Consider the following 16,926-nt stretch of genomic DNA (forward strand, 5'->3'; position numbering starts at 1 on the left):
TTATTGTTGAAGCCTAGCCCCCATTTCCTCTTGGGGCTCACCTTTTGCAGGCATTGTAAACCCATCGAAATCTGGAAGGTCTTTCATCGCTTCTTTGTTGGGTGCCAAAGGACCTCCTGTATATTCTTTGGGGCCATCTTTGCTTGTTTGATAGAGCTTCCCGTCACCATTTGAATAGGCAATCACTTTATTGGTTTCTGCATCGATCATAATAAAACTTTGCCCTGATTTTGCCTGCTTTTCAAAAAACGATGCCATGTCTTCTTCTGATTTAAAAGATAAAGTCAATCGACCGTTCTCATCTTTCTCGGGCGGATGATCTTTAAGCCATTTCGCCCCACAATGTTCTTTATAGGCCGCCAGGAGCGCTTCAGCCTGTTCGCTTTGAATACGAACGCTCTTCTTTTTGCTCTCCAGCTCTTCTTCATCTTCTGGTAAATTGTCCATTCGAGTTGTACTTTGCACGGTTTGTTGCGGGGGAACTAATGGAATATCTTCTTCCTCATCTTTTGATTGAGCCATAATACATATCCTCTAAAAATATAGTTATTTTGACCAAAAGCTCATATTGTTTAAGTATAATTCAACTTTTAAGCTTTGACTGTTTCCATACAAAAAAGGATCCAAATATTATGAAACCCTATACTTTAATGCAGTTAAAGCAAACGACTACTTCAGCAATCATCTACGAGAAATGGGTGCGTTGTTTTGGTGGAAACCCGGTAAGTTCTTCGTGATTACTTCCTATAAATTAGCCAAGCAGATTCTCACACGCGAGGATTCTACTTGCGACCGCACACCCTTTTTTATTTCACGCATGCCCGAGATGAATTTGTCGCTAATTACTGATTTTTTTAAAGTGGTCAACCAGATGATGGTGATGAGTGATCTCCCGAACATACCAATCGAAGACGAATTTGTTATCATCGATTTAGCAACAATTGTCTGGTGTGACGGGATGAAAGTTGCCTAACTGGATTGTAGGCATACATTTGATCTCATCAAATATATGTGTTAAAAGGCAAACAACTTAACTTATAGAAGCACGAAGATGTGGCAACGTTATATTAAAGAAGAAGATTTACCCCTCCATGTAAAAATAATGAGTTTTTTTCTTCAAGGCAAAGATAAAATCTATCGAACTCAGTTAGCAGAAGTTGTTCAAAATTATGAACAACACCGCTCTCGTTACGAGGAAACTGCGAAAAAAAATCTCCATGCTTGGAAAAAATCCTTCAACCGTGGCCATTCAGCTTGCAAAATTTTTGTGTCCTCAAATGATTCTTTAACCGAAGCACGTATTCAGACAAAAAAAACAGGTGAAATTCAAACCGTTGTTAATTTTGCAAATGCTTATGATGTAGGAGGTGTTTTTCAATACCGGAAAGGAAGCCAGGAAGAGGATATCGCTCGAAGAACAAATTGGTCTTTTACAATTAAAGAAGAAGATTTACAAGATTCCCGCCATTATTCGGCTCGCATGTCTTCTTTAATTAATGCCGAAAAAGGCAGGGTTTATTTTAACTTAACACCCCTTATATTGATTCGAGATAGTAATAGTACGCTTCTTGATCCCCAAAAAGATCAAGAAAAAATTTTTCCTTTTTATGAATTGCGTGTTGCTGCAGATGATTTACGCCGCAGAATTTTTGGAATTCCTATTCCTTTTTTTCCACGTCCGTTTAATGAGGAAAGTATGAGGAAAAAAATACATGCCCAGCTGGATACGCTTATTGAAAACAACCAACAAAATATCATATTAGGCGCCTTCGGCTGCGGTGCTTTTTGCAATCCCCCTGATAAAGTAGCAAGTTTATATCATGAAATCTTAAACCAGGAAAAATATAAATACTTTTTCAAAAATATTGTTTTTGCGATCAAAGGAAATGGTACTGATGCTAATTTTTCTGCGTTTCAAAAAGAATTAGGTAAATGGAATAATACCGCTGCTTCATATAATCCCATGATGCAACTCATGCCAGGTTCCCAAGGGACTCTAACAGGAGACATTAGCCAGCCTTTGCAGCATGATGTATTTAAACAACAAGGAAAATCAAATAGCGACGCCTTGAAACATCAGCCATCCACATTAACCTATTAATAAACGGTCATTATCTAAGAGTGCTATTCAAGAGATGGCCTTGCTAAGCCAACTCAGATTTTCCTTAGAACTTTGATTTACGATACCTTGGATGAACGTTCACATGTCCTGATTGGCGTCATCATAAAAATGGATTAAACAGAAAATAACCACCCGATGAAAGACCTGTGTCATCTCCGCGAAGGCGGAGATCCACTTTTAGTGTGCATAGTGCTGATAGTACTTCCTGTCTTCGAGAAATGGTAAAAAATCATTAATTTAATGGCAGCAAGCTATATCTTCGTATGGGCTATAAAAGCGATGCGATTTGCTTTCTTAGGTACAGTCCTGAAAAACTGAACTAAGTTTGTGCGGCTAATTTCTGCAATTGCTCGCCCGATAAGCGAAATTGCAACAAATCCGTACGTGGATGAGCCCCGATAAATTCGTAGAATTCAATGGCTTTTTTATTCCAGGTAAATGCATGCCCCTCCATGCGACAACATTCCTTCTCAAGTGCCAACTGTGCAAGGTTAGATAACAATGACGTACCCAGGCCATAATTACGATAAAGCTCATCAACAAAAAGCTCCTCAACATAAAGAACAGGTGCTCCTGCTGGGACGGAATAAGAAAAAAAATATAAAGCAAAACCCGCTGGATTTTTCTTATATTCAGCTAATAAAACATAAAAATATTTATTTCGGCCAAAAGCATGTGCTTCAATTTTGTCCAGGGTTAAATGAATCTCTTCCGGTTTCTTTTTTTCATATTCAGCGAGTTTCTTGACTAAGCCAAAAATTTCTTCTTTATCTTTTTTCTTAGCAATTCGAAAAGTAAATTCCATATTCGTACCCCTCACACCCCAAGATCCTAACCAAAACGATTTACTGGTTGATGACAATAAGGTGCTTTATGATGTTTGGCATAATAATCCTGATGGTATTCTTCTGCCGGCCAAAATATTTGTACTGGAAAAAGGCGAGTCACAATGTTATAGCCTCTTTTTTGCAACATTTGGATTAAAGTTTCTGCTTCAGCTAATTGCTCCTGATCATAATAAAATATGGCACTTTGGTACTGCTGGCCTATATCAGGGCCTTGTCCCGATTTCTGGGTAGGATCATGGATTTCAAAAAAACGCTTTAATACATGATGATAATCGGTCTTGGTTTTATCATAAATAACACGTACTGCCTCATAATGCCCAGTATTGCTCTGACAGACTTGGTCATAACTTGGTTCTAAAGTAACACCGCCTGTATAGCCTACTTCAACACGCAGCACACCGGGTATTTGTTTTAAAAAATGATCTACGCCCCAAAAACATCCGCCAGCCATTATCGCTTCTTCGGTATCCAATACCTGACTGTCTGCAACAAAATCAATTGAGGCGGAATTCACACAATGGCGTAAATTCTTTTGGGTAAAGTACTCTCCGGTAAAGACATGCCCCAAATGAGCATCGCAGCGCGCACAAAGGATTTCCATTCGTTGCCCATCACGGTCAGGGATCTGTTTTACTGCATGAACAATATTATCATCAAAACTTGGCCAGCCACACCCGGAACTGAATTGACTTGAGCCGCGAAATAAGGCTAAACCACAACGTTTGCATAAATAAGTGCCATTGGTCATGACAAAATTATATGCTCCGGTGTGAGGATACTCTGTGGCTTTATCACAGATTATCCTTTTGGCTAAAGGGGTTAAACTGGCTGTTTTATCAAGATAATCGTCCATACTGCTACCTTTGTTGCCCTTGGCAAATTTTATCCGCTAAATAACCTATAGCTCCTGCATAATATATTGAATTATTATAGTGCAAAATCATCTTATAGTTAGGGAAGGTTAAGAAGGTAGGGCCGCCTAATGGTTGAACAATACTGCCTTGCAGATTCTGATAAGGCAATGGCTCACCATTTTCTGTACGCACACCCAGCGCATTCCATTCACTCACAGGCTTCACGATGTTTTTGCCTTCCATAGCCATATCGAATTTACGAGGTAGCTTGACCTGGATAGCCCAAGGCTCACCTGTTTGCCACCCATTTTGCTTCATGTAATTTGCAATTGAAGCAAAGACATCCGGTTTGCTTCTCCAGATATCTTTTCGTCCATCACCATCATAATCAACAGCATATTTCACCCAGCTTGAAGGTAAAAATTGGGGCTGACCTGAGGCACCTGCCCACTCACCTTTGAAATCAGCTAAATCTACATGTCCCTCATCCAATATATGCAAAGCAATGAATAATTCTTTACGGAAAAACTCTTTACGATTGGAATCATACGCTAAGGTGGCTAAAGCTTTCACTACAGGGAAATTACCCATATAAGTACCGTAACTGGTTTCCATTCCCCAAAATGAAACGATAAAGCAGGGATTTACCCCATATTTTTTGGCCACAGCCTCCAAGACCTCTTGGTTCTTTTTAAATTCTTTACGCCCTATAGCAATTCTGTAATTATCAACGCGTGTGTTACGGTATTTAATGAACGTGAGTCGATGTTCTGGTTGGGAGCGTAAAAAACCCTTAATTTGATGGCTTGGCTCATGGATACCTGCAAACGCCTTATCAAAAACTTCTGGCGAAATTCCTTGTTGCAAAGCTTCCTCTCGAACACCAGCGACCCAATCATTCCAATTCTGTTGTGCGAAGGCAACATGATGTACCAGAACGTATGCGATTATCGCAAGTCCCCATTTTTTCATAGCCTTTCCCCCTGATTTTTTGTTACTTAATTGCCATCCCAATATTTAAGATAGACCATTTATCATATAAACAAGCAGCCTGGTCGAACAGCAAAAGACTGAAAACCCAAGTTGCCACTGTACCTCACCACCATTGACGCATGAATTATTGTCATTCCCGCAAAGGCAGAAATTTTTTCTTGCACGCGTTGAACTTGATTAGAAATAGGTTCCCGCCTTGGCGGGAATGCAAAAAATCTAAGTTGTAGCGGCTCCTCTGGCCTTTGTCCAGGCTACCAATGTAAAGAATTATACAGTGAGTATTAAAGCGCTTCCATAAATGCTGTCAAATCAGCCTTTTCTTCGTGCGTTAACTGTAATTGCAATACCAGGTTAAAAAATTCTACCGTATCTGCCAAAGTTAACAAACGACCATCATGTAAATAGGGTGGAGAATCTTTAATTCCTCTCAAAGGAAATGTTTTTATAGGTCCATCACCAACTGCTTTCATACCGTTAATCATTTGTGGCTGATAGAATCGCTCGGTCTGTAAATTATGCATGGTGTTGTCAGTATAGTAAGGAGGAGTATGACAACTAGAGCATTTTCCTTTGCCAAAAAATAATTCCTGTCCGCGTAGCTCTGCTGGACTTGCCTTGGCAGGATCTAGCGTTCCTTCCCAAGTCAATTTGGGAGCGGGAGGGAAATCCAAAATTTCTTGGAATTCAGCCATGAAATGAACTTGGCTACCACGTTCCAAAATATTGACGCCCTTTTTAGTTGCAATTACAGGATCCCCATCAAAATAAGCTGCTCTTTGTTCAAACTCAGTAAAGTCCTCGACTGATTTTAATGCACGCTGAGATCCAAATAACCTTTGGATATTTAAGCCTCGTAATGTTGGAGTATTGATGCGATGACGAAACTCTTGGGGTCTTATATCGCCAACCAAATGCGTTGCTTTATTAGTATGCCCGTTCGCATGACAATCAAAGCAAGCGACTCCCCGACTGGGTTTTACAGTACGTCGATCTTCAGTTTGGTTAAATTGTTGTTGCGGAAATGGGGTAACTAACAGGCGTAACCCTTCCAGCTGTTTTGGATTCAATAAACCATTGAACAATTCATAATAATTCTCGATGGTAACCAATTTACCTTGAGAAATGTCCCCGAGATCAGGCCGGGTAGTCAAATAAATAGGAGCAGGATAAGGAGGTAAAAAATGATCTGGAATATCAAAATCCAAATCAAAACGGGTCAAATCCCTGTCTTCTTGTTTTTTAATTTCATCAATAGCAAATTTAGGAAATAACATTCCACCTTCTGGATGATTGGGATGAGGTAACGGCAAGAAGCCCTGTGGAAAAAGGCCTTGTTTCTTAACATCCTCAGGACTCATTTTGGCCAATTGCTCCCAGGTCACCCCCGCAGGAAGTTTCACACGAACACCTTCTTGTATGGGTTTTCCATTGGACATTTTTGCCGTTTTAGAAGGGTTATTGCTTAAATCATAACGCTTCTTTAACAGTTCGTGTTGCCGCTCATTAATTGCCTGCTTTTCACTGCTCATGCGTTGCAAAATACTTTGAAACGTTTCGTGAATCACCACTGGCATATAACTTGAAGGCACTGAGGTAGTTGCAGGAGCAAGTTGTGGCTGAGGTGTATCAGCAAAAGCCAAAGAAACTATACTTGCCGTGAGGACTATTACTCCTAAAGATTTTTTTACCATACATAAATCCGTTTAGATGAAAAGATTTTTTTTCATCATAAAGTACTTATAAATTCAGCGCAATAGAGACTAAATTTTGGACATCTAACGTTTAGCCTGGGTGCTGCGAAACGAAACTCGAGCTACATTGCTACACATTATTGTTACCGTTCAAGGAGCATGCTTGAATCTCTGGGGGATTTGAGCGCAAGATGAGTCAAATACGGCCGAGTCGTTCAATGAATAGGGCGTGAACGCTTACATATTACTCACTACGCAAAGATACTACAGGTTCCAATTTTGCAGCACGCCGCGCAGGATAAAAACCAAAGAAAATCCCAGTGGCAGCTGATACCAAAAAGCCTGCGACAGGCGGCAAAAGATAGATTGAAAAATTCCAATCACTAAAATAAGCCAAAATACGGGTACAGATTAATCCTAAAATAACCCCAAGTACGCCTCCTACCAAAGAAAGCATGACTGATTCGACTAAAAATAAAGCTTGAATTTCACTATTTTTGGCTCCAACCGCTTTACGAATACCAATTTCCTTTCTCCGCTCACTTACAGAAACCAACATCACATTCATCACCCCAATTCCACCTACCAACAGCGAAATTCCTCCGATTACAGCCAGTAATAAAGTAAAAATCTGCCCCTGATTTTCCATGCTGGCAATAATTTGCTTTGCGCTACGTGTAAAAACACTTAATTTGGGAGCGATTGAACCAACAATTTGCTTTATTTCCTCAATTACCTCATCTATGGGACTATCGGGTTTCAACTCCAGAACCACATTATTTACCTTGGCTTCTTTGCTAATCAGACCAATACCAGCCAATGGAACAATCGCAGCCTGATTGATGTCTTCATTGAAAAACCCATTTTCCTTCCAGGGTTTAGCCACACCAATGATTGTGTACAAAGATTGGCCTATTCGTAATTGCTTTCCTATGGGATCATCAAAACTGATCTCTTTGATTTGCCGTGCTAAACCTGCACCTATGACGCAGTAGTGCTCATACGATTCAACAAAAGAAACAAAATGTCCCGCGGCTAATTTGATATGAACAATTTTTAGCAAATGTTCATTGGCCCCAATGACTGCTCCTTGCATTAATTTTCCTTGGAAACTTAAGGGTTGATATGCAGTGCTATAGGGTGCCATGTCGATAATATAAGGTATACGCTCAGACATCTGCTCCCATTGCGCAGCAGAGATTGATTCCATACTGCCGGAAGATTTATCTGTGGTTTTGGGATAAACGGCTATTGCTAATAAATCCGTACCTAAGGCCTTAAATTGAGCTAATGCTTTTTCTGTAGCCAACTGACCACAGCTAATTAAAGCAACAACCGCGGCAGTTCCCACTAAAATGCCCAAAACTGCCAAAAACGAACGTAACTTGGCGGCAGTCAAATTCACTAAAGCTTGCTGGCAATGTCCGGAAAAATTCATGCGCCAGTCTCCGCCATGACAACACCATCCACAAGAGTAATTTTTCGCTGACACAATGCAGCGATCTGTTCATCATGGGTAATCATAATGATGCTGCGCCCTTGCGCGTGTAAACTTAAAAATAAATTCATTACTTCATTACCGGTACGTGAATCAAGCGCACCTGTTGGTTCATCAGCCAAAATTACTTGTGGCTCGGTTACCAATGCACGAGCAATGGCAACACGTTGCTGTTGCCCCCCGGATAATTGGGTGGGCCGATGCTGTGCATATTGATGCATTCCTACTCGTTCAAGGGCAGCAAACACCCTTTCCTTAATTTCAGCAGCCCCTACACTGCGATAAATTAACGGCAAAGCCACATTTTGCATGGCACTAAATCTTGGTAATAAATTGAATTGCTGAAAAACAAAGCCAATATTTTGATTGCGTAATTCAGCTGCTTCATCATCTGTCAAAGCGGCAACATTACGATTTTTCAATAGATAAGTTCCTTTATCTGCTTTATCCAGGAGTCCCAGAATATTCATCAAAGTAGATTTACCTGAACCAGAAGCGCCGACAATCGCAAGTAAATCGCCCTCATAAACCGTCAGGGATACTTCTTTTAATATTGTGGTGCTAATTCCTTCGAGATGATAAGTCTTTACAATATCCGTAAGCATCATAAGCGGTTGCTGAGTCTTTTTCGCATGACTAAGGTTCGATGTCATTGTGGGGCTTAATAACCGCTCAAGAATATTTGAATCCTCTGACACATCATGAGATGAGGCATTACTTTTACTGGAATTAATAACAAGATCACTCATAAACCACCACGTCACCAGCTTTTAAACCGGTCTCGACAACCACTGAGTCTGCCTGTGCCGCCCCTGTTGTAATTACTCGTTTCTCTAAAGCACCTGACTTGGTTTGTATGCTAACTATACTTTGCCCTTTTTCTCGCTTTATCGCAGCAATGGGGATAATGAGCTGCTTACCATTATCCACACTTAATTCGATGGATGCACTCATACCTACTTTGATCCATTGTTGCTCTTGAGGGGTTAATTTCTTAACTTCTACAACTGCGGTAAAAAAGGGTAACCCATTATTATTTGATGCTTGTGCATTCACAGCGACCAATTGTCCTTTTAATTGATATTTACCAAAGGCAACTCCACTCACTATGGCATCCATTCCCGTTTGGATTTGGGTTATATCGATTTCTGGGACGTCAATTTCAATACTGATTCCGGATAAATCACCGATCAAGCCAATGACTTGTCCTGACTTAACTGTCGAGCCCACGGTAACACGCACACTCTTATCCTCACCTGCTTTAGGTGGGTATAGCAGGATTCCATCTCGCGGTGATTTTAAACGAATCACATTATGATTTGAGGCTAAAATTTTTTTTATCTTATCGAAATCAGCCAAACTTAATGCAGATAAATTTTTAGGGCTATTTTCATCAAGTTTTTCCAACATTTCCGTCAGTTTACGCGTGGATTGCATTAAAGTAACCCGCCCCGTATCCACATTTGATTTCTCGCTCATATAATTATTTTTGGACAATAAACCCGCGTCCCATAAATCCTGAGTACCAACAAATTTGGCTTTAGCTATGGTGTAACTGTCTTTGGCTTTTAAGTATTCTGTTAGGGTATCATTAAACTGTCTCTGCAACTCGGTTGAGTTTAAAGTTAAAATCACATCGCCTTTTTTGATCAATTGTCCATAATGAAAATTCATTGTTTCGACCACCGCCTCCATTGGACTGGCTATGGTATTTTCATGTAAAGGTTGCACTGTTCCAGTAAAATGCAGCGTTTTATGCAAAGTCTGTTCTTCAACTTTATACTGATGTAACGCCACTTTTTTTTGCTTCTCATGATGACCGCATGAAGACAAAAGAAACCCGATTATTAATAAAATGATGATTTTTGACGTGTTTAAATACCTATTCATCCACCATACCTTAATTTAATTTGCCAATGATTCAGCGTTGTTCCCAAAATTCTTTGCAGGTTTGATATCTGATTTAGATAGGCAATTTTTGCATTGATTAATCCAGATTGAGCTTGAATCAGTTGATTTTGAGTGTTATTTACATCCAACGCACTGGATATACCCGCTTGTTGTTTTTTCTTCTCCAATGCATAAGATTGCTCCGCTAGTTTCACTTGCTTTAGAGCTAACTGATAACGTTTTGCTAAACTTCTTATGTTATTAATGGTATTGGTTACATTGGTTATTAATGCGCGTTTTGTAGCAAGTAAGTTTAATCGGTCTTTTTCCAAGCGGACTTTAGCATTAATTAATTGACTGCGGCGGCTGATGTCATGCAAAGGGACCGTTAATGTCACACGGGCGGCCTCCGTTATGTTATTTCCATTATAAATGCCATTAAATCCCCCATTCACACCACTCACATCATTTACAACCCCACTTTGTATATTACCCGACACATCCAACTGCCATAATTGCTGATTCTTAGCCACTTTATAAGCTCGCTCATCAGCACGTAATGTCATCTTTTGTGCTAAATACACGGTATTATGACTCAATGCTTGTTCGATAGATTGTTGCAAATCAGGAACGGCAAGCTTATCTAGCGCGACATCACTAGGAACAGATATATGCATTTCCGGATCTAGGCCAATAGTCTGCAAGAGATCCTGAGCGGAAGTTAAAAAATCATTTTCTGCCTGCTCTACCATCAAACTTAAAGATTCAATTTGGTACGATTGCTGGATATTACCCGTCGGTTCTAATTGACCTGCCTTTATTTTTTTCTCATTAATTTCATACGATTTTTTTGCCTCTTTTAATTGCAAACGCTGATTCTGTAAATTATTCCCACTTAAAATAAGCATCCGATAAGCCACAATCACTTGGGTGACTTGATCCGCAACAGATTGCTGCAAGTTCAATTTGTTCAGCCATTCATTGTCCTCAGCATCTAAAAGAGCCGCTTCATTCACTGCTTTTCCAAAACCACGCAATAAAGGCTGGGTCAAAGAAAAATTCAACACAGGATTGTAATTGTTATTTTCGTTGACGTTATTATTTATCGATAAATTAGCTTCTGTGCCTAGCTTTGTCTTCAAATTAAATTCAGGACTACCTAAGAGCGTACGTGTTGTATCGCTACCCACACCATTAAACTTACTTTTTTGAATTACTCCAGAAGCACCCAAAGCGTATTGCAATTCAAACTGATTGTGTGCCAAACGCAATTGATAACGCTGTACAATGCGATCCAATTCAGCATTTTGAATATTGGGGTTATATCGCAAAGCCAATAAAATTGCTTCTCTTAAGCTCAACTGATGGATGGTTTTATTCCGAGATGCAGGAGATGTTGGCAACTCTATCCAGTTGTGCAGCATAAACTCTGGATTCTCTATCGCTTTTTGTAAGCGTTCTTCTGCTTGTTTTACGTTTACATCTTCTGCTGTAGGGAGTGACCAGGCATTAGCTCCAAAAAGCCAACAGAGTGAAAACAACATAACTGCCCTTCTTTGCCTGCGTCCTGCGACTTGTACACGGGATCTAAATTCGTTGTAAGATTCCTGGATCTCGCGGACAAGCCGCGGGACGTCGTATGGAATATCGTTCAGGCTCCCCGAAACTAGCCATGGGATGTAGAATGAACATATGGAGTTAAGTTTTTTTAGTAACATCATTTTTTGTTCCACACTGCAAATCGTTGCATATCCTGCAAGCGCAATGCAGTTAATTGGCCACCCCACAAACATCCAGTATCTATTGCATGAATTTTAGGATGAGAACATTTCCCCATTAAAGCAGCCCAATGCCCAAAAACAATATCCACATCAATTTCTTTACGATGAGGTACTTCGTACCAAGGATAAAGATTTGCAGGCGCTTGAGCAATAGTGCCTTTATAACTCAACTCGAGTTTTCCTTGTGCATCACAAAAACGCATGCGTGTATAATAGTTAGTAATTACCCGAAGTCTGTCTATCCCTTTTAAATCATCAGACCATATATCCGGCTGATTACCATATAAATGCGATAAAAAATCGCGGTAACTATCACCTGCAAGCACTTCTTCAAGCTCTTTAGCGAATCGGATTGCGTGTGACAGATCCCATAAAGGACAAATTCCAGCATGACACATCACCACATTAAGTTCTGGTGAGTAATACAAAATAGATTGCTTTCTCAACCAATGACCTAGATCTTCACCATCGCCCGCCTGCATTACTTCGTGTAATGTGTCATCATGACCTTTCCACGGCTTATCACCAAATAATGAGGCTAAGAGATGTAAATCATGATTGCCTAAAGTCACTCTTGGCGTAACCGGTAAGGAACTGACAAAACGCAATACCGCTAAAGAATCAGGTCCACGATTCACCAAATCGCCAACGAACCATAAACGATCCGTTTTTTCATCAAAATCGATTAATTCCAACAGTCGTTGTAACGGCTCGTAACAACCCTGCACATCACCAATTGCATAATCAGGCACTGTTTTTTGCTCCTGGCCTTAATGCACTTCCTACGTTTTCAATCGCATGCCATTTTCCAGCGGCATCCAGTTTTTGCAACGAGTTTGTTAAACCAATATTTTGTTGCTGGATAAACTGACTGCTAAATTGTGCTTTATGAATCAATTCGGTTGCAGACATGGACTCTACTTTTCCTGTATTTGGATTAACCACTTTTACTGATTCAGGCAGAGCGAGTGCATACTTGGAAAATACAACTCCAGTCTCCATTTGATTTTTAGTCTCAAATCGACTTAATACTCCACCATCAGCTGCACGATTATGTAAACCCAAAGATAAAAACCCATTTTGTGCCGCTTGCCAATTTTTATACTCCGGATGTTCGCGTACGAATAATTGAAACATTTCCGCACACATCAACATACCTCCAGGTACCATGAATAATGGGGCTTTATTGATCATAATCCGGCCTGCGTCTAAAGCCTTAATCATCCATTGAATAAATTCCATGCCAACTGCCTGTTCCTTTTCTAACAAAGTTTCTGGCTGGCCATCAGAAAAAGTACCGGTACGATAACGCCCGCCACCAGCAGTTGCGGCAATACCTCGTGTCATAAATTCAAGTAAATAACGCTGAATCGCTATTGCTTCCGCTCGAATTAATATGGCCCCCAAGGTGCCAGCAGAGCGTTCATCCTCATTCAATAATGCAAGCCATACTGCGAGAACTTCAGGATTAGAAGCGAGCCAGGCAAAGCCACTCCCTGGCATTATTGCTCTTGCCAACAATAAATTCAGACGGCGTCGAAATTCGATTTCAGGTTCTTTTTGAAACTCGTAAAAGTAATAAATCCCTATACTGGTCATACTTTCAAGCAAAGGATTCCATTCTTTTAAAAACTGGCCGTTCGCATCATAAAAACTAACGCGGTAATCAACAAATAACTTGCCTATACCTTGAAGAAGAGCTGCTGAAAAAAGAGCATATTGCCAAAGCTTTTGTTCTTCGGATAATAATTCAGGCTGCTCCTGCACCATGAATTCCTGAAAAAGACTCAATGCCGCTTCTGTACGGTTCAGAGCATAATCGATCAAACCACCTTGCTGCGAGTAATAACTGTTCGCTGTCTCGGGCAAATTTTGACAATAATGAACTAAATTATCGATAAGAATGCCACATAAACTATCATATCGTGCTGTTTCCAAACCAGATAACATTCGCATCCTTTTCAATAATGTCTGTCTCTTGTCTTCCGACAAGAGGAGGTTCGTATTGACGATACGAGTTAAATCTTTAAAAGATTTACCTTGTGAGGACAGAGAACCTTTACGCTGACGTTGACGATGAAACAAAGCCATCTCCATAATAATTTAATAACTCCAAGTTGGAAAATTTATATCCATGATGATTAATTTTACACTAATTAGAAATAAATTTCGCTAGTTGAACATATTCCGTAACAGAAATCTGTTCTGGTCTTTTACTTCCATCAACACCCAAAGTGCTTAATTGCTCAGCCGTTAGGATTCCTTTTAAGTTGTTATTCAACGTTTTGCGACGCATGGAAAATGCACTAGCCACCAAACGCTCTAACTGCGTAACAGAAACTTTTTCAAAGGGAGAAACGCCATGGGGCACAAGACGAACTACCGCTGAGTCTACTTTAGGTTGTGGCTCAAAAGACTCAGGAGGAACATCAAACAAATGCTCTACAGCACAATGATATTGCAACATTACCGTTAATCGTCCATAAGCTTTGCTACCCGGTTGTGCCGCCATTCGCTCTACTACTTCTTTTTGCAACATAAAATGCATGTCTTCGATATATGACACGTACTGCAATAAATGAATAAGTAACGGTGTGGAGATATTATAAGGTAAATTACCTACCACACGTAATCGAGAACCAAATTGGCTATAATCAAGAGTTAACGCATCGGCAGCAATCAAATGCAATTTACCTTGTGCAATAGGCAACGCTGCGAGATATTTTTGTAAATCGGTATCAATCTCAACTGCTGTCAAATGATTTAAATGACGTAACAATGGCTCAGTTAAAGCGCCCAGGCCAGGCCCAATTTCCAGCATATTATCGTCTGCGTGTGGATTAATGGCGCGTACAATGCCATCAATAATATGTCGATTTTGTAAAAAATTCTGGCCAAAACGCTTGCGCGGGCTATGCCTCACCATTTATCCCCATAAAACTAAAAGCCAATTATAACGTGCATCCTCAATAAAAAGTAGCCTGAATAAAGAGAAGAACGCTTCCGGTTTTCCCCAACCAGTGCGCAATATGCTTTGAATCCAAGTGACAAATTTATATAGCATAAACTTCAAAATTTGGTGTAAAATTCGCCCACTATGAACAAGGCTGGAATCACTATGGCTTATCGAAAAATGTTAAAATCCAAAATCCATCGTGCGTGTGTCACTGAAGCTGATTTGGATTATGAAGGAAGCATTACTATTTCTCCAGAGCTGCTTAAGGCAGCAAACATATTACCTTATGAAGCAGTCAATGTCTGGAATATCACTGCAGGTACACGCTTTGAGACTTATGCAATTACCGGCAGACCAGGATCTACTGAAATTTGTGTAAATGGAGCTGCAGCACATTTGGTAACCCCCGGAGATTTAATCATTATTGCCTCCTTTACTCAGGTATTAGAAGAAGAGTGCGCAAGCCTGGTTCCCACCGTAGTTTTTGTCGATCAATTCAATCGGTTAAGGGAAATTCGCCCCGAGAAGATTGGAATTAAAAACACAGGAATTCAAGAAGCTGCCGAAGCTTAGGAACGTCCCTCTCTCAGTACTAGAGAGGGTGAAAGAAAGTTTCCATTTATATTCATACAGATCCCATGTTAAATCACCTTTTAGAACTACGACGGCGTGGATTACAAACCCTCATTTGGTTTGGCTGCTTATTTTTCATTTTCTTTTTCCTCGCGAATGATTTGTACCAAGCGCTGGTTAATCCACTACTTCATACACTTTCAGCTCAAGAAGGTTTAATTGCTACCCATGTGACATCTCCCATATTTACCCCACTTAAACTTGCTGCTGATGCGGCCATGTTACTGAGCGCTCCCTTTACTTTGTTTCAAATTTGGCGTTTTATCAGTCCCGGCCTTTATCAAAGAGAACAAACTACGCTACGTATTGCCCTAATTTTTAGTCTTCTACTGTTTCTTGCAGGAGCTTTGTTTTGCTTTTATCTGGTTTTGCCATTCATGTTTCATTTTTTTGCACATGCCTTACCTAAGGGAGTGCGTTATATGCCTGACATGGCATATGCTCTGGATTTTATCACCAGAATGCTGATGATCTTCGGATTTTGCTTCCAGATACCCTTACTTTGTTTTGTCCTGGTGCGCTTAAAAATTATTGAGGTAATCACCTTAAAAAAAATCAGACCTTATGTCATTGTTGGCGCTTTTATCGTTGGCATGCTCCTGACTCCACCCGATGTTTTTTCGCAAATCATGCTCGCGCTACCCCTCTGCATTCTTTATGAAATAGGAATTATTTTAGCCATTTATTTTGTTTAAATCTTTATGGCTTTATTTTAAACATATTAAGATTTTCTTAATAATCAGTTAATAAATACGCCCTATAATGCACCCGATTTAATCATTTAGATGTGAGATGTAAGAATGAACAGTAAAGAAGAACTAAGCCGTCAACATGAAGATACGCAAAAGCAAATTGACGAACAAAAAGAAAAAAGTTTGCAATTACAGCAACTAAAAACTGAAATGCAAAAAGCTGTAGAAACAATTAATCAAGAAAATAAGGCAATCATAGAACATAAAGTACCTGCTGCTTTCAATGAAGCTAAAGTTAAATTTCAACCAGTAGAAAATTTAAATACGGAAAAAAAACAAGACGTATTAGATTATATTCAAAAACTACTAACCGACCTAAGCGAGAAAAAGCAACACAGTGAAAAACTCCATGAGAATACAAAGAAGAGAAATGAGTTATTGGAACAAGTGCACGAGCATCTAAAGAAGGGTTATAACAAAAAGACACTTACAGATCTTACTAATAAATCAGGTATTGTAAGTATCAAAAATACTGACAACACTGGATTTGCCTTATTACTGGAACTACTTGGAGAGCCTCCTAGCAAATACACTTGGACCTTGGACTCAACAGATAGAGATAACTTACTAAAAGTTGTTCCCCAAAAAATTGAAGCATTAGCTTTTACTCTTGCAGTAGACGAACAAACTAAAAAAGAAATGGCCAGTGGTTTAAAAGCATTGGAACAAATTCAAACAAAATTGGTTAACAACTATGATGAACACGATAAACTTTCTGTGGAAATTGTGCAACTGGAGGAACAGATAAGTCAGATAGAAACGGTTACAGTTAAAGAACTGACAGCTCAAGCAGAAGATCTGGAGCGACAAATTAAAGAGCTTGAACAGCAAGAGCAAGAAAAACGAGAACGAGAACGACGCGAAGAAGAGAAACGAGAACAAGAGAAAGAACAACGGGAACGAGAACG

The 16,926-nt window shown here is 39.8% G+C and carries 16 protein-coding genes and 1 pseudogene; 5 read left to right on the forward strand and 12 right to left on the reverse strand.

Annotation, left to right across the window (positions count from 1 at the left end):
- Complete coding sequence (locus DGG96_RS08120) at nucleotides 1-522, reverse strand: hypothetical protein (RefSeq protein WP_199742189.1); 522 nt, start codon at nucleotides 520-522, stop codon at nucleotides 1-3.
- A 172-nt stretch (nucleotides 523-694) separates the two neighbouring features.
- On the opposite strand from DGG96_RS08120, the gene DGG96_RS08125 reads away from it, so the two are divergent.
- Together DGG96_RS08125 and DGG96_RS08130 are read left to right on the forward strand one after the other, a co-directional pair.
- The gene (locus DGG96_RS08125; protein WP_240610444.1) at nucleotides 695-973 is read left to right on the forward strand and encodes a hypothetical protein; all 279 of its coding nucleotides are present in this window, start codon (nucleotides 695-697) and stop codon (nucleotides 971-973) included.
- Nucleotides 974-1,051: 78 nt separating this feature from the next.
- Nucleotides 1,052-2,101, forward strand: coding sequence for a poly(ADP-ribose) glycohydrolase domain-containing protein (locus tag DGG96_RS08130; protein ID WP_110142238.1), 1,050 nt, complete (start codon nucleotides 1,052-1,054; stop codon nucleotides 2,099-2,101).
- Nucleotides 2,102-2,441: 340 nt separating this feature from the next.
- Here DGG96_RS08130 and DGG96_RS08135 read toward each other — a convergent pair whose 3' ends face one another.
- The 11 genes from DGG96_RS08135 to rsmA form a co-directional block, all read right to left on the reverse strand.
- Nucleotides 2,442-2,927, reverse strand: coding sequence for a GNAT family N-acetyltransferase (locus tag DGG96_RS08135; RefSeq protein ID WP_110142239.1), 486 nt, complete (start codon nucleotides 2,925-2,927; stop codon nucleotides 2,442-2,444).
- A 26-nt stretch (nucleotides 2,928-2,953) separates the two neighbouring features.
- Nucleotides 2,954-3,823 (reverse strand): bifunctional methionine sulfoxide reductase B/A protein, encoded by an 870-nt coding sequence (locus tag DGG96_RS08140; RefSeq protein ID WP_110142240.1) that lies wholly within the window; start codon nucleotides 3,821-3,823, stop codon nucleotides 2,954-2,956.
- A 4-nt stretch (nucleotides 3,824-3,827) separates the two neighbouring features.
- Nucleotides 3,828-4,796, reverse strand: a complete 969-nt coding sequence (locus DGG96_RS08145; RefSeq protein ID WP_110142241.1) for a lytic murein transglycosylase — start codon at nucleotides 4,794-4,796, stop codon at nucleotides 3,828-3,830.
- A gap of 302 nt (nucleotides 4,797-5,098) precedes the next feature.
- Nucleotides 5,099-6,508, reverse strand: coding sequence for a cytochrome B6 (locus tag DGG96_RS08150; protein ID WP_110142242.1), 1,410 nt, complete (start codon nucleotides 6,506-6,508; stop codon nucleotides 5,099-5,101).
- 244 nt (nucleotides 6,509-6,752) lie between these two features.
- Nucleotides 6,753-7,946 carry an ABC transporter permease gene (locus DGG96_RS08155; protein ID WP_110142243.1) on the reverse strand — a complete coding sequence of 398 codons (1,194 nt, stop codon included), beginning with the start codon at nucleotides 7,944-7,946 and terminating at the stop codon, nucleotides 6,753-6,755.
- Nucleotides 7,943-8,614, reverse strand: a complete 672-nt coding sequence (locus DGG96_RS08160; RefSeq protein ID WP_110142293.1) for an ABC transporter ATP-binding protein — start codon at nucleotides 8,612-8,614, stop codon at nucleotides 7,943-7,945. Before DGG96_RS08160 ends, DGG96_RS08155 begins: the two co-directional genes overlap by 4 nt.
- 133 nt (nucleotides 8,615-8,747) lie before the next feature.
- The gene (locus DGG96_RS08165) at nucleotides 8,748-9,896 is read right to left on the reverse strand and encodes an efflux RND transporter periplasmic adaptor subunit (protein ID WP_110142244.1); all 1,149 of its coding nucleotides are present in this window, start codon (nucleotides 9,894-9,896) and stop codon (nucleotides 8,748-8,750) included.
- Nucleotides 9,893-11,440 carry a TolC family protein gene (locus tag DGG96_RS08170; protein ID WP_233590528.1) on the reverse strand — a complete coding sequence of 516 codons (1,548 nt, stop codon included), beginning with the start codon at nucleotides 11,438-11,440 and terminating at the stop codon, nucleotides 9,893-9,895. The genes DGG96_RS08165 and DGG96_RS08170 overlap by 4 nt, the downstream gene beginning before the upstream one ends.
- A 173-nt stretch (nucleotides 11,441-11,613) precedes the next feature.
- Nucleotides 11,614-12,429: a symmetrical bis(5'-nucleosyl)-tetraphosphatase gene (locus DGG96_RS08175; protein WP_110142246.1), complete on the reverse strand. Its 816-nt coding sequence runs from the start codon at nucleotides 12,427-12,429 to the stop codon at nucleotides 11,614-11,616.
- The gene (locus tag DGG96_RS08180; protein WP_110142247.1) at nucleotides 12,422-13,774 is read right to left on the reverse strand and encodes a conjugal transfer nickase/helicase domain-containing protein; all 1,353 of its coding nucleotides are present in this window, start codon (nucleotides 13,772-13,774) and stop codon (nucleotides 12,422-12,424) included. Before DGG96_RS08180 ends, DGG96_RS08175 begins: the two co-directional genes overlap by 8 nt.
- Before the next feature lie 55 nt (nucleotides 13,775-13,829).
- Nucleotides 13,830-14,600 carry a 16S rRNA (adenine(1518)-N(6)/adenine(1519)-N(6))-dimethyltransferase RsmA gene (gene rsmA / locus DGG96_RS08185; protein ID WP_110142294.1) on the reverse strand — a complete coding sequence of 257 codons (771 nt, stop codon included), beginning with the start codon at nucleotides 14,598-14,600 and terminating at the stop codon, nucleotides 13,830-13,832.
- A gap of 195 nt (nucleotides 14,601-14,795) precedes the next feature.
- Between rsmA and panD the strand changes: the two genes are divergently transcribed.
- The 3 genes and pseudogenes from panD to DGG96_RS08200 all read left to right on the forward strand — a co-directional run.
- Complete coding sequence (gene panD, locus DGG96_RS08190) at nucleotides 14,796-15,206, forward strand: aspartate 1-decarboxylase (protein WP_110142248.1); 411 nt, start codon at nucleotides 14,796-14,798, stop codon at nucleotides 15,204-15,206.
- A gap of 65 nt (nucleotides 15,207-15,271) precedes the next feature.
- On the forward strand, nucleotides 15,272-15,961 hold the full coding sequence (gene tatC / locus DGG96_RS08195; RefSeq protein ID WP_110142249.1) for a twin-arginine translocase subunit TatC: 690 nt from the start codon (nucleotides 15,272-15,274) through the stop codon (nucleotides 15,959-15,961).
- Between the two features lie 105 nt (nucleotides 15,962-16,066).
- Nucleotides 16,067-16,926 (forward strand): annotated as a pseudogene (locus DGG96_RS08200) (hypothetical protein); the annotation flags it as partial.

The sequence above is a fragment of the Legionella qingyii genome, from assembly GCF_003184185.1.

Coding starts and splice junctions, on each gene's coding strand:
- DGG96_RS08135 (WP_110142239.1), bottom strand. CDS start 2,927: ATGGAATTTACTTTTCGAATTGCTAAGAAAAAAGATAAAGAAGAAATT.
- DGG96_RS08145 (WP_110142241.1), bottom strand. CDS start 4,796: ATGAAAAAATGGGGACTTGCGATAATCGCATACGTTCTGGTACATCAT.
- DGG96_RS08170 (WP_233590528.1), bottom strand. CDS start 11,440: ATGTTGTTTTCACTCTGTTGGCTTTTTGGAGCTAATGCCTGGTCACTC.
- DGG96_RS08130 (WP_110142238.1), top strand. CDS start 1,052: ATGTGGCAACGTTATATTAAAGAAGAAGATTTACCCCTCCATGTAAAA.
- DGG96_RS08150 (WP_110142242.1), bottom strand. CDS start 6,508: ATGGTAAAAAAATCTTTAGGAGTAATAGTCCTCACGGCAAGTATAGTT.
- DGG96_RS08180 (WP_110142247.1), bottom strand. CDS start 13,774: ATGGAGATGGCTTTGTTTCATCGTCAACGTCAGCGTAAAGGTTCTCTG.
- DGG96_RS08140 (WP_110142240.1), bottom strand. CDS start 3,823: ATGGACGATTATCTTGATAAAACAGCCAGTTTAACCCCTTTAGCCAAA.
- DGG96_RS08165 (WP_110142244.1), bottom strand. CDS start 9,896: ATGAATAGGTATTTAAACACGTCAAAAATCATCATTTTATTAATAATC.
- DGG96_RS08155 (WP_110142243.1), bottom strand. CDS start 7,946: ATGAATTTTTCCGGACATTGCCAGCAAGCTTTAGTGAATTTGACTGCC.
- DGG96_RS08125 (WP_240610444.1), top strand. CDS start 695: ATGGGTGCGTTGTTTTGGTGGAAACCCGGTAAGTTCTTCGTGATTACT.
- panD (WP_110142248.1), top strand. CDS start 14,796: ATGGCTTATCGAAAAATGTTAAAATCCAAAATCCATCGTGCGTGTGTC.
- DGG96_RS08120 (WP_199742189.1), bottom strand. CDS start 522: ATGGCTCAATCAAAAGATGAGGAAGAAGATATTCCATTAGTTCCCCCG.
- tatC (WP_110142249.1), top strand. CDS start 15,272: ATGTTAAATCACCTTTTAGAACTACGACGGCGTGGATTACAAACCCTC.
- DGG96_RS08160 (WP_110142293.1), bottom strand. CDS start 8,614: ATGATGCTTACGGATATTGTAAAGACTTATCATCTCGAAGGAATTAGC.